At 48.6% G+C, this 12,693-nt stretch carries 13 protein-coding genes; 9 read left to right on the top strand and 4 right to left on the bottom strand.

Features of this window, described 5'->3' with window-relative positions; genetic code table 11:
- The first annotated feature begins 179 nt into the window (after window positions 1–179).
- The 3 genes from AB4875_RS13810 to AB4875_RS13800 all read left to right on the top strand — a co-directional run bounded on the left by AB4875_RS13810 (window position 180) and on the right by AB4875_RS13800 (window position 2,598).
- A complete protein-coding gene (locus AB4875_RS13810; protein WP_368376639.1) occupies window positions 180–500 on the top strand; it encodes a 2Fe-2S iron-sulfur cluster-binding protein in 321 nt (106 codons plus the stop codon).
- Window positions 501–571: 71 nt separating this feature from the next.
- Entirely contained in the window at window positions 572–1,975 is a 1,404-nt protein-coding gene (locus AB4875_RS13805; protein ID WP_368376638.1) for a cytochrome P450, read from the top strand.
- 203 nt (window positions 1,976–2,178) lie between these two features.
- The gene (locus tag AB4875_RS13800) at window positions 2,179–2,598 is read left to right on the top strand and encodes a BLUF domain-containing protein (RefSeq protein WP_368376637.1); all 420 of its coding nucleotides are present in this window, start codon (window positions 2,179–2,181) and stop codon (window positions 2,596–2,598) included.
- A gap of 87 nt (window positions 2,599–2,685) precedes the next feature.
- Here the strand turns inward: AB4875_RS13800 and AB4875_RS13795 are convergent, their stop codons facing one another.
- Window positions 2,686–3,501, bottom strand: a complete 816-nt coding sequence (locus AB4875_RS13795) for an alpha/beta hydrolase fold domain-containing protein (protein WP_368376636.1) — start codon at window positions 3,499–3,501, stop codon at window positions 2,686–2,688.
- A 178-nt stretch (window positions 3,502–3,679) separates the two neighbouring features.
- Here AB4875_RS13795 and AB4875_RS13790 point away from each other — a divergent pair, with 178 nt between their 5' ends.
- Window positions 3,680–4,351: a DsbA family oxidoreductase gene (locus AB4875_RS13790; RefSeq protein ID WP_368376635.1), complete on the top strand. Its 672-nt coding sequence runs from the start codon at window positions 3,680–3,682 to the stop codon at window positions 4,349–4,351.
- Window positions 4,352–4,409: 58 nt separating this feature from the next.
- On the opposite strand, the gene AB4875_RS13785 is transcribed toward AB4875_RS13790, so the two are convergent.
- Window positions 4,410–5,567 carry a PQQ-dependent sugar dehydrogenase gene (locus AB4875_RS13785; RefSeq protein WP_368376634.1) on the bottom strand — a complete coding sequence of 386 codons (1,158 nt, stop codon included), beginning with the start codon at window positions 5,565–5,567 and terminating at the stop codon, window positions 4,410–4,412.
- A gap of 251 nt (window positions 5,568–5,818) precedes the next feature.
- Between AB4875_RS13785 and tmpT the strand changes: the two genes are divergently transcribed.
- Window positions 5,819–6,463: a thiopurine S-methyltransferase gene (tmpT, locus tag AB4875_RS13780; RefSeq protein WP_368376633.1), complete on the top strand. Its 645-nt coding sequence runs from the start codon at window positions 5,819–5,821 to the stop codon at window positions 6,461–6,463.
- A 45-nt stretch (window positions 6,464–6,508) separates the two neighbouring features.
- Here the strand turns inward: tmpT and AB4875_RS13775 are convergent, their stop codons facing one another.
- Entirely contained in the window at window positions 6,509–7,753 is a 1,245-nt protein-coding gene (locus AB4875_RS13775) for a cytochrome P450 (protein WP_368376632.1), read from the bottom strand.
- A 142-nt stretch (window positions 7,754–7,895) separates the two neighbouring features.
- Between AB4875_RS13775 and AB4875_RS13770 the strand changes: the two genes are divergently transcribed.
- Window positions 7,896–8,774, top strand: a complete 879-nt coding sequence (locus AB4875_RS13770) for an SDR family NAD(P)-dependent oxidoreductase (RefSeq protein WP_368376631.1) — start codon at window positions 7,896–7,898, stop codon at window positions 8,772–8,774.
- 106 nt (window positions 8,775–8,880) lie between these two features.
- Complete coding sequence (locus AB4875_RS13765) at window positions 8,881–9,483, top strand: TetR/AcrR family transcriptional regulator (RefSeq protein ID WP_368376630.1); 603 nt, start codon at window positions 8,881–8,883, stop codon at window positions 9,481–9,483.
- 136 nt (window positions 9,484–9,619) lie between these two features.
- Here AB4875_RS13765 and AB4875_RS13760 read toward each other — a convergent pair whose 3' ends face one another.
- Window positions 9,620–10,165: a nuclear transport factor 2 family protein gene (locus AB4875_RS13760; RefSeq protein ID WP_368376629.1), complete on the bottom strand. Its 546-nt coding sequence runs from the start codon at window positions 10,163–10,165 to the stop codon at window positions 9,620–9,622.
- Window positions 10,166–10,551: 386 nt separating this feature from the next.
- On the opposite strand from AB4875_RS13760, the gene AB4875_RS13755 reads away from it, so the two are divergent.
- A complete protein-coding gene (locus AB4875_RS13755; RefSeq protein ID WP_368376628.1) occupies window positions 10,552–11,526 on the top strand; it encodes a Rieske 2Fe-2S domain-containing protein in 975 nt (324 codons plus the stop codon).
- A gap of 62 nt (window positions 11,527–11,588) precedes the next feature.
- Window positions 11,589–12,359 (top strand): acetoacetate decarboxylase family protein, encoded by a 771-nt coding sequence (locus AB4875_RS13750; RefSeq protein ID WP_368376627.1) that lies wholly within the window; start codon window positions 11,589–11,591, stop codon window positions 12,357–12,359.
- The last annotated feature ends 334 nt before the right edge of the window (window positions 12,360–12,693 follow it).

Below are 12,693 nucleotides of genomic sequence, written 5' to 3'. Positions count from 1 at the left end.
TCTGATAAAAGGGCAGGTCGTCTGGGTGTAAAGGCCGTATTTTCGCAGAATTCACGTCGCTTGACAATTAATCTACTTATGAGTAGATTAATTGCTGCAAATAATAGCGGGCCTTATCTGAATCATTAAAACATGGCTTGCTGCAAAGGGTTTCATTTATTGATTTAGTCGAGGACTTTATGGGCATTATTACTTTTGTAGAGCATGACGGCACCGAGCACGTGGTTGACATTGAAGAGGGTAAGTCCCTGATGCAAACCGCGATGGATAATCTGGTGCCTGGTATCGATGCGGACTGTGGCGGTTCATGTGCCTGCGGCACCTGCCATGTCATTGTTGACCCCGAATGGGTGCCTGCGGTTGGTAATGCTAGTGAAGAAGAAATACTGATGTTGGATATGACACCTGAAAAATCTGCTAGCTCGCGTTTGTCTTGCCAAGTAACAACCTCCGCCTCTATGGATGGCATGGTCGTTCGTCTACCTGAATTTCAAATGTAAGGTCTGAAGGGACTTGGTTAAAAAATGCGCTCTAGAGCACTAATAAAAATTTTTGCAGGGTTGGAAAACATATGAATATTAAATCAGCAGTCATAGAGAAAGGCACCTCAATAATTGAAAAGAGCGCGTCGGTCGTGCCTATTCATGTGCAAATTAAAGGTGCTCATTTATATCAGAAGGCGAGGAAGAAGATATTTAAGATTCAGGACTTTCCACCCTTTGTTGAGGCGGATATTCCCGACGTGGCAGACCTTGAACTCAAGGACATCGACGTTAGCAACCCATTCCTGTTTAAGCAAAACCGCTGGGAATCTTACTTTAAGCGCCTGCGTGACGAACGCCCGGTGCACTATCAAAAAAGTAGCCGCTTTGGGCCATTCTGGTCGGTTACCCGTTATGAAGACATTATGTTTGTCGACAAGCACCACGAGTTGTTCTCGGCCGAACCTATTATCATGCTGGGCGACCGCCCTGAAGGTCTCCATGCCGACACCTTTATTGCCATGGATCCGCCCAAACACGATGTCCAGCGGCAGGCCGTTCAAGGCGTTGTTGCACCGCAAAACCTTAAGGAGATGGAAGGTCTGATTCGCAGTCGAGCCGCAGACGTTTTAGACAGCCTCCCCCTTGATGAACCCTTCGACTGGGTAGAAAAAGTCTCTATTGAACTGACCGCGAGAATGCTCGCGACTTTGTTTGACTTCCCTTATGAGCGACGCCGTGACCTAGCTGATTGGTCAGATGTTATCGGTGGTAGCGTGGAGCTTACCGGCGGCGAGTTATCAACTGATCAGGGCTTTACCGCAGCGGCGGAGGTCGCAAAAGCATTTTCCGCGCTGTGGCGAGAAAAGGAGGCCAAAAAAGCCGCCGGTGAAGAAATGGGTTTCGATCTCATCAGCATGCTACTGGCCAATGAGGACACCAAGGACATGATTAACCGTCCTATGGAGTTTCTCGGCAACCTAGCACTGCTAATTGTGGGCGGCAACGACACCACCCGTAACTCTATGACTGGCGGTGTATTTGCCTTCAGTAAGTTTCCCGACGAATTTATTAAGCTCAAGAACAAGCCGAGCCTGATCCCGAATATGGTGTCAGAAATTATTCGCTGGCAAACCCCGCTTGCCTATATGCGCCGTGTTGCCAAGGAAGACGTCGAGCTGAATGGTCAGACCATCAGAAAAGGCGACAAAGTGGTAATGTGGTATGTATCTGGAAATCGTGATGAGCGGGTTATAGCTCAGCCCGATGATTTTATTATCGACCGCAAAAATGCCCGTAATCATCTGTCCTTCGGCTTTGGTGTTCACCGCTGTATGGGTAACCGTTTGGCAGAAATGCAGCTGCGTATCCTCTGGGAAGAGTTAATCAAGCGCTTTGATAACATTGAAGTGCTCGCCGAGCCCGAATACGTGCAGTCGAATTTCGTAAAGGGTTATTCAAAAATGATGGTAAAGCTCACGGCTAAGTCTTAGGCAGTGGCACTCCGTATAGCGCGCAATAGCCATGTTCTGAATAGCGTGGGGTAGTGCTCAGGGGTATTGGAAACTTAGCAATATTGCAGGCCTCGCTCTGCAATACTGCTAAGTAATACACGAAGTTTAGATAGGTATATCCCGCTAATATAATAGGATTCCAAAGTTTGTATGATGAGTGTCGAGCTTTGGAGACTCACACTATGTTCTTGACCCGTCTAATCTACGCCAGTCAGCCTTCTAATAGTTTTAAGCCAGAAGATATTGAAAAAATATTAGTGTCCGCGCGGCGAAATAACGCCGCTAAGGCAGTGACGGGCTTGCTGTACTTCAACCAACACTATTTTCTGCAGTGTTTAGAGGGATCGCGAAGTGCGGTCAATGAAATTTATCATAAAATTATCCGCGATGATCGCCATCAAATGCCGCTGATACTCGACTATACAGAGACGATCGAGCGGAATTTTTCAACATGGGGGATGGCATATCTGCCTGAAACTGAAGTGACAAGGGTGCTTTACGCGAAATTTTCAGGTCTGACTGAGCTCTCGCCATACCATATGCGTGGAGAAAGTTGCCACAAACTGATGGGCGATCTTAGGACGGCTATACCTGCGGTATAAGGCGTGAATAAACCGGTCCAAGGAAGGCCCAGAGAGCGTAGCCGCAGCGCGTACCCGTTGTACAGGCAAATTTTTCTTGTCTTTTTGCTATTCAGCAAGCCTCTGCTCACGTAAAAATCCGATACCGCGACGCTCAGCACCGCCTGCCATTGCATACGTCAGAAGATGGCCGAGAGCGGTCACAGTATAGGTTTCCACCTTAACATCTTGCTTGTCCAATGCCTTTTTCATCAACGCCATTTGCTCTGGCTCGACGAGCTTGTCCCATTGGCCGTGGTATAAAAACACCGCGGGTGAATTTTTAGCGACGTGATTAACAGGAGAGGCTTCTTTCCATTCTTCCGCGGCGTTTACCATGGGCTCGCCAATCAATTTACGCACCATTGGCGAGTTTGGCCATTGGGTGAGGTCTGCTGGCGTGCCGCCCGCGACGATGCCGCGTAAATGGGGTGATTGTGGCTTATCTAGACCGGCCATCAAGATTAGGTGTGCACCCGCAGAGTAACCCCAACCGTTGATATTGCTGGTGTCTACTTGATATTCGTCAGCGTGGTCATATAGCCAGGTGATGGCGTCTGAGACATCGTTGACCGGTGCAGGATAGCGGCTCTGTGGCGCCAGCCGGTAGGTGATATTGAACACCACAAAACCCGCTTTGGCGAGTTTTGTGCTAATGCCGTCCATGGTTCCGCTGCGGTTAGTCCAGCCGCCGCCGTGGACAACCACAACAGCCGGCTTTAGGCCGCCAGTTTTGGGGACATAGAGATCACCTGCTAGGGATTCGCCGTCGATCTTTTTATAGACTACATTCTCTGTCTTTTGGAAACCGGCAGACCTGTTAAAAGCTACCGTTGAACAGGCTACAAGGAAGAGTAATGCGGTAATAACGAGTAGAACTTTCATATTAGGTATCAGCTTGAAAACGGCGCTATAGCGCCTAAGGTGTATTGATCGTACTGTTGATAATAACGTTGCTCGGATAATGTACGAATATTACTGACAAGTCGATTTATCTCCAATTCGCTTCTTCGCACTTAGTGATACTATGCCGACATCGTGCAGCGTCTAAGGGGAAAATCGGATGGTAGAGCTACAAATTGATATTGTGTCAGACGTATCGTGCCCTTGGTGCATTATCGGCTACAACAGCTTGCAACTCGCGTTGTCACAATTAAGCAAAGAAGTGAGTGCCGACATCACCTGGCATCCCTTTGAACTCAATCCGAGTATGCCGGCTGAAGGCCAGGATGTTAATGAGCACCTCGGTCAAAAGTACGGTATTGATAGCGCGCAAATAGAGCAAAATAGGGCGGCCATAAAGCAGCGTGGTTTGAGTGTGGGCTATGAATTTGGCCATCGCGGCGGCGGCAGAATTTACAATACTTTCGATGCGCATAGGCTGCTGCATTGGGCCAAACAAGAGAATAAACAAACCGAGCTTAAATTGGCGCTGTTTGATTTATATTTCAAAGAATCCGGCAATCCTAGCGACCATCAGCAGCTCTTGAATACGGTGAGAAAAATTGGCCTAGATACAGATACCGCGGCAGCTATTCTGAGCGCGGACACCTATGCGCAAGACGTTCGAAAAGAGCAGCAGCATTACCAAACCATGGGAATTTCGTCGGTGCCGGCGGTGATTGTGAATAACAAACACCTCATCAGCGGTGGACAGCCAGCAGAGGTGTTTGCAAATGCGCTGCGCCAAATTAGCAAAGAGCAAGCCCAAGCCCAAGCCCAAGCCCAAGCCTAGGTCCGCCGGCACGGAATCGACATTAAGCCTGTTGTCGGCAGGCTTAAGCTAAACTGGTTTATGGTTGTGCGCTCAATTTAAGTAAGCGGCCATTGTCGCCATCTTCTAGTATAAAAATGTCGCCAGCTTCACTTTGCTCAATTTCTCTGACTCTGCTTCCCCATTCGTATCTAGCCGCTTCTTGCGCGCGTAATATCGGTGGCTTTTCATGTTCAGAGAAGCTAACTCGCACTAGCGCTTTGGAAGACAAGCCACCAACAAAGCCATCGCCTGTCCAGTCTCTAAACTTAGTGCCCCTGTATATTATAAATCCCGCGGGGCTTATTGCAGGCACCCAATAGGCGGTCGGGGCTGCAAAGCTCGGTTTGCTCTCATGATTGGGGATGTCAGCACCGGAATAGTGAGCGCCCTGAGAAACCAGCGGATACCCATAGTTCTCGCCACGTTCAATGAGATTTAGCTCATCGCCATGCCTAGGTCCCATTTCGTGGGCCCAGAGATTACCCTTGGCGTCAAAATCTATACCTAGGGGATTGCGATGACCTATGGTCCATATTTGGCCGCTTATCTCGCCATCGCCGTAAAACGGGTTGTCATTGGGCGTGCTGCCATCTTGATTGATCCTGATAATTTTGCCCAGATTCATGGCCATATCTTGAGCGGGGGTAAATTTTTGGCGATCGCCGGAGGTAATAAACAGATAACCCTCAGCGGAGATCGCCAAGCGATGGCCGTAATGTCCATTGCCGGTCATTTTTGGGCTTTGTCGCCAGATGATGTTGCGCTCTGATAAAGCCGCGCCCGAGGCCGTGATTGTCAGCTTGGCGCGCTCTACGACAGCACCACTAAGCTTGGTGTTCTGTGCATTGCGTTCAACATAAGATAAAAAGACTAAGCCATTATTCATAAAGTCGGGATGAACAATAATGTCACCCAGGCCGCCTTGACCTTGAGCATTTATTTTTGGCAAATTGCTTACGGTGAAGCGCTTCTTACCCGATTGATCGATAAGCCATAAGGTGCCTGTTTTTTCAGTGACTAAACCTTGACCGTCTGGCAATAAGGCCATTGCCCAAGGCGTGCTGAAGGTTTCTAAAAATTCGCCATAAAGCGCGGTACCGTCGCTGCCCTGCATGGTCACTTTGCCCTGTGCGACGGTAACTGCCGACATTGCAAGCAGCAGCTGCGCTATTAAAAACCGAGTAAAAAGGGCCATTATCTCAACCTCACTATTATCTGTTTTAAGCGTTAAGTTACGAAAATTTATATCAAGCAGATCAGCGCCATTTACGCCGTGCGTGCGTGCTTGAGGCAGAGACGCTGCCCCTAGCCAAGCCCACTTAATATGGTTTCTTTGGGATGTGCTTGGGCAAAGCTCAAGTTGAGTGTGAATAAGGTATTCTAGTCCTACTGCATACAAGAATAGCGTTTATCGGTAGATTGGTGAGACTAGAAAAGGAGTTGTCCATGGACGCAGAATTTTGGCATGAACGCTGGGATGCCAACGAGATTGGTTTTCACCAGAAACAAGGCAATGCTCTGCTTAAAGCGCATTTTTCTAAACTGAATTTAAGCGCAGGCAGTCGGGTGTTTATTCCCCTGTGCGGCAAGACCAAAGATATTGCATGGCTATTGATAAATAAATACCGTGTTGTGGGTGCTGAACTGAGCGAGATCGCGGTTAAGGCCTTGTTCGAGGAGTTGGGTGTTGTTCCCGACGTGTTAGTCGCGGGCGAGTTACGGCGTTACCACGCAGAAAATATCGATATATTTGTGGGTGATATCTTCGATGTGTCTGCGGAGTTGCTCGGCAGCGTAGACGCGATTTATGATCGTGCTGCCTTGGTGGCTCTGCCCCTAGATATGAGGGCAAAATACAGTCGGCATATGATGGATATCACTCTATCGGCGCCACAGCTGATAATTTGTTTTGAGTACCAGCAGGAGTTACAACAGGGGCCGCCTTTCTCGATTAGCGAAGTTGAGCTGCGCGACCATTACGATAAAAGCTACACAGTGCAATGTCTGGAAAGAGTGCCGGTAGATGGCGGCCTAAAAGGCGGTGTCTCTGCCGATGAGGTGGTTTGGTTACTCGCTAGGTCGACGGCTTAGGTGAGTCTATGCAGTCAGGCACATCCTGTGCCTGACTGACATGAGTTACTTTAGGTTGGTATTAAGAATTAAGCGCTTAAACACCACGGCGTTGTGATCCTCTAAATCTCGCTCGGGCTCTTCAGCCAGTGAGATGTTTGGAAAGCGCTTAAACATTTCTCCCAAGGTTAAATACAACTGGCGTTTGGCGAGTGCGGCGCCGATGCAAAAGCGCGGACCGTAGCCAAACAGCACATCGGGTTCAAACTTACGTTTTACATCCAGCTTTTCAGGACTGTCGAAGTAGCTGGGATCGTGATCCTTAAGGTGTGGCATCATCAATACCATTTGACCTTTCTTCACGTCTTGCCCCAGTAGCTGCATATCGCTTGGTGCGTAGCGCGCAAAGCCCATCTTCGAGTTGCCTGACCAGCGACTGATTTCACTGAAGGCGTTTGAAAATGCATCTGCAGATTCTAGCGCGGCGGGGATCTGATCCGGGTTTTTTAGCAGCGCATACACCGACCATTGCTGGGCGATCAATGTCGTGTCTGCGCCGGCGCCAATTAGGGCGAGGATGAGGGTGATGACGTCCCATTCATTAAAGCTGTCATTTTCAGCTTCAATTTTTAGCAAGGCGCTGAGGAAGTCACCTTCCTGCGGGTTTTCACGGCGTTCCGCAATGACCACCTGAAGTATGTCGATGGCCTTGTTGCTGTGTTCTTGTGCTCGCAGGCGACGCTCTTCAGAGATCGTTGGGTTCCATGTCTCGGTAAATGTTTGGGTAACCCGCTTCATTTCTGGCCAGTATTTTTCAGGTATGCCGACCATGGCAGTAATCGAGATAAACGGGATGTGCTCCGCTATCTCAGTGATGTAGTCGAAGGACTCAGGCGTGCCTATGTCGTCAAAAAGGCGTTTAACATGAGGCTCTATTTGGCGCTGAATGTTCTCAACGACATTGCGAGAGAATGCTGGAGAGGTGATACGGCGCACCAAGCGATGATGATCGGGATCAGCCAATAAACTATGGCCTACCAGCGCTTTTTCAAATTTATTCCAGTTTTCTTCGGTGGGGCGCGGTGGGGCAAACTCCCAATCGTAAAAGTCTGAAGACAGATATTCGCGCTTCCAGCAGTCCATGATGTCGGGCATTTGCGTCATTATCCACGCTTGCCACGGCGCATACCAAACCAGTGGACCACGCGCTGCCATCGCGAGGCATTGCGGTGTGGGGTTCTCGCTATACGCTTTCGAGTTTGGATCAAACAGTGTTTCGATTGGTGGTAGCGTGCTGGCACTTTGGGACATGGTTGATCCTCTCTGATGACGGTATGGCTTCTCAGATTGCACTGATTGCTGATAACTTTATCGGCTTGCAAAAAAATATACTACAGTGTAATTTTATTCTCAAGTTACTTAATATTAAAAATGGCAGGGGAAGACTCAAGGTATGAAAGACTTTAAAAATAAAGTGGCAGTCATTACTGGTGGAGCAAGCGGCGTAGGCCGAGCGATAGCCCTTTTGCTTGCCAAAGAAGGCGCTAAAGTAGTAATAGCTGATATTGAGACAAAAGCCTTAGACCGCACCATCACCGAGCTAGAGGCGCTGGGCTGTGAGTGCATGGGTCAGCGCGCCGATGTAACCGATGCAACGTCAATGAATGCGCTTGTAGATGCCGTTATGACGCGCTTCGGCGCTATGCATTTGGTGTTTGCTAATGCGGGTGTGGGCACTGGCGAAGCAGGTAATATGTGGGACTACGAGCTAAATGACTGGGAGTGGGGATTTCGGGTAAATACCTGGGGCCTAATTCATTCTATCAATGCCTTCTTGCCTAAATTAGTGGCCCAAAACGAAGAGGCCCATTTTGTGGTGACGGGCTCGGGTAATGGCGCGTTTCTTATGCTGCCCGATACCCCGATTTATACGGCTAGCAAGGCGGCGGTACAGGCCATTACTGAAAATTTGCATTACCAGCTCCAGGCTCAGCAGTCGCCTGTTAAGGTCAATGCGTTATTCCCCGGCCCCAATGTAGTCAATACCGGTATTTTTAATTCAGAGCGCAATCGTCCAGCGGCCCTGCCGGGTAATCCCGACAAGCCTGATTCAGGTATTCATTCTGTCGAGGATATGAAGGCGATAATGGCCCAGTACGATATGCAGTTGGAGACTACTGAGCCTGAAGAAGTGGCGGAGTTTGCTATACAGGGCGTGCGTGACGATGTCTTCTGGATCGCACCAATGTCTGACAAAGCCAGAGCCGGTTTTGTCGCTCGGGTTGATAGCATCTTAAATAAAACCACCCCCACGGTTCCGAATGTACTTTAGCTAAGGTGCTTGATCAGTGGCTGATATTAAGTGTCAGCCCTGTTTGGCTGTCCCACCGTGCTTGCGTTACTATCGCAGGCCAAAATTGGGTTTTGAGGGAAATATTTTGCCAGTAACACAGCTTGGACGTCGAGAAAGAAAGAAAAAGGCGGTCCGCGAAAATATTTGTGAGCAAACCCTGCACTTAATCAGTTTGCATGGCGTCGATGGCATCACGATTGATGCCATTTGCGATTGTGTCGATATTGCTAAAAAAACGTTCTATAACTACTACGGTTCTAAGCATGATCTGCTGGTGGATATTTGTCAGTCAGAGCTGCTGCAGCGCACCGATGATCTGATTACCGAAGCCATAGAGCAGAGTGACGATTTAGCGGAGCAACTGGACTTTGTGCTGGGGGTGTTGGCAACGCGAAATAGTAACGCCAGCAAACTAGAGCGCGAGTTAATTGGCTATTTAGTGGGGTCGCTGTCAACTAACTTAAGCCAGGGCGCGAGTCAGCTCGAGTTTATGAGTAACTGCTTTTTGCGCTTATTTAGCCATGGTAAAGCGCAGCTAAAAGCCGAACTTAGCCCACAATTTTGCGCTGAGATGACGGTGGGTATGAGCAATTTGATTACTTTGAACTGGATTCACAATGAGGATTACGACACCTTGGCACGGTTTCAAACTCTGCAAACCTACTTGAAAAATAGCATGTTGAAATGAACCTCCGGCAAATGGGGGAGGGGCCGACTCGTTGAGTGCATCATAAGTCAACGCTTTCCTTTGTGCTGCCATACCGGCCTATAGCGGGTAACTATAAGCTGTGGCGTGAAACCCGAATGGTGAAAGCGATGTCGTTTTAAGGTGTCTGGCGCTTAATGAGCTTAAAAAACGTATAGGAAGGATCATCGGCTCCTGGGCGACCTATATGCGAGCCCGCAATAAAAGGATGCTCCAAATTGACGGCGCTCGGGTCTTGAATGTGCACCCAGTCTGTGACAACTGCGCGGTGGGCGAATTTCCATTTGCCATCCCGTTTTTCATATTTGTCAAAATAGCGGCCACCTATCAGCACATCGATACTGCCGTCCGGGCCGGCAGCTTTATGGAAGGCCAAAATGTAGACTTCACCCTCAGCATAGTCCCCATCAATTTCGATATTGACCGTAGTTACGTTGTGATGAAGTATTTCCATAGGCGCCTGGATTTCAGGTAGCTTGTCGATAAAATCCATGGCCAAGCCCTTAAAGAACGCGCCATGGTCATCAAGCGCGTCGGTATGGTAGAGCGCGCGTAGGGCTTCTGGGTCATGCCTGTCAGCCGCTTGGCAATATCGGTTAATTAACTCTAATATTTCCTGTTTATCTATGAAATAGTGAAGTCGTTGGTTTTCTGATTTTGTCATTTTTATTATTTCATCTTAACGAGGGTGTTTTTATTATGGTAACGGCCGTAAGTGCTCTGGATCAAGGCAAAGCGCTTCGCGTCTAGACCGGGGGACTATGAGCGGTATAGTCCCAAAAATAGAATTATAAAAATCCCCGCATGTGATCACGATCAGACTGTAGTACATCAGAAGGCGCGTGTGGGCATTCCTCGCGGCTTAATTTGCCTGTAGGGCGTTTAGCTTCTGGGCAAAGCGGTTTGACCACTTATTTACTGTGTGAATGATCTTTAATCCACATATTTCAAATCTTCCCTTGACCTTAAAAGGTAAACCCTATACTTTTTTTACACTGCGGTTACCTTTTAGTGGCGCCGCTATTCAGTGGGCCAGTGTGGGAGAAAAGTATGACTACGCGTTACGACAAGCCAATTCCTTTTGGATGGTTTGCAATTGAATACACCGCGCAATTAAAAATTGGCGACGTTAAACCGCTACGGTATTTTGGTCGAGATTTGGTGCTGTTCCGCACTGAGTCGGGTGAGGCCGCTCTGCTCAACGCGCATTGCCCGCATCTAGGTGCCCACCTTGGGCACGGTGGCGTGGTAAAAGGGGAGAGTATTAGCTGCCCCTTCCATGCCTGGGAATACAACGGTGAGGGATTTTGTACCAAGGTGCCATACGCCAAGAATATGCCGCCAAGATTCGATGGCAAGCAGGCGATTGGTCGTTATCCGGTAACTGAAGCTAATCAAATGATTTGGGCCTGGTATCACCCCGAGGGCATTGATCCGCTCTGGGAGGTCGAGCCCCACCCAGAACTAGAGTCAGGGGAATGGACGGAGTTGGACGTCTATGACTGGCGGATTAACTCGATCATTCAGGAAACCGGTGAGAATGCGGTAGATATAGCGCATTTTGTGACCGTGCATTCGGCACCAGAAATGCCAATGGGCGAAGTGACCATCAACGGCCACGAGCGCAGCACTATCATGGACAGCTTGAGTGAGGCCATTGACGAGTTTGGCAATGTCGATCGCAGTGGTGAAAATTACGATATGGGCCGCTTGGTCAGCTCATCGTATGGCCCAGGACAAACCTATCAAAAATTCTCGCGCTTATTTGAAATTGTAATGATGGGTACTGTGACGCCCATTGACGAACAAAGTATGCATATGCGATTCAGCTTTAGCATGCCTAAGCAGCAGTCAGACGAGCACAAGCTCTATGCCAATGGCTTCCGCGATGAAATAGTCCACCAAGTTCAGCAGGACATTCCCATCTGGGAAAACAAGGTTTACCTAGAAGACCCAACGCTATGCGACGGCGACGGCCCGATTGCAAAATACCGCAAATGGTTTCAGCAGTTCTATGTTGCTTAGCGCCATAGCGTAAAAATTAAAAATAGTAAACCCGATACCTTAATGATAACGAGGAGATAGTAATGACAAATCCGATTAAGCCAGCAGGTGTACCCGGAGATATCCTGAATTGGCCGATGCTGAAAATAAGCTACCTCACTGATCCTGCTAGTATTGCGGCTTTGTTACCGCCTGGGATTACACCGGGAAAAACACCCAAAGTCACGCTAACGATTTATAACTTTCCGGTGCTTAATGAGCCAGAATATGGCTGTGTGGTCAATGTGGACGCCAACTACAATGGTATTGAAGGCGAGTACACACTTGCTATTGCTATTGATCAAGAGGCGGCAATATACGGCAGCCATGAGCGTTGGGGGCAGCCTAAATACTATGGTGAAACTAAATACTACCGCCTGATGGACAGCGTTAGTGCTAGCGTCACTCACCGCGGTTATACCTTTCTAGAATATACTGGCCAGGTTACTGGACCGGGTGAAATTCCGCCCGAGTTTGAAACCAATGAGTGGTGGATTAAGTGCTTGCGCGGGGTTGATATGACCTCTAACGACTACGATTTTCCCCCACATGTTGTGCGTGTTTACAGTAAATATGGCACCGCCTATGTAGAAAAACTAAGCGGCAAGCTAACCCTGAATGACAGCCCTTGGGATCCTGTGGCAAGTAAATTGCCAGTACGTAGCGAGCCTGAAGCACATTTGTGGACGCCGACATTTCTAGATCGCCGGATAACGCTAGAAGGGCCTTTAGATCCAGAAGGCTTCCAGCCGTTTGCCGATACCATTGGTGGTTCGCGCTGGCCTGGTGAGTCTGGCGCTCCTAAAAAGGGCTGATACTAAAAACAGTGTGGGCGACGCAGAGTATTGGCGTTGGCCGCACTGTTTTTTTATCCTTTAGTTTTGAAAACAAAGGCTGAGCTAAGCGAGTGCTTAAACAACAACTGTTTAATACCTTCAAAGTGAATCAAAGAAAGCATCAGATGCCACTATTAAGTGGAAGGCTATTCAAGATCTGACCTTTAGCGGCAGCTTGGTCATCGCTCTTTTGATTGCCTCCTCATCCAAGCGCTCTGGACTAATTAAAACCTCTCAAAACCTACAAATCTGGCCAAGTGTCTCGCGACATCTTGATGCGATGCCGTTTACCCAATCATCGTGATTATTGATA

Source organism: Zhongshania sp. R06B22 (genome assembly GCF_040892595.1).
Taxonomy (GTDB): domain Bacteria; phylum Pseudomonadota; class Gammaproteobacteria; order Pseudomonadales; family Spongiibacteraceae; genus Spongiibacter; species Spongiibacter arctica.
The sequence above is the reverse complement of the archived record's forward strand: the minus strand, read 5'-3'. Positions and strand labels throughout refer to the sequence as shown.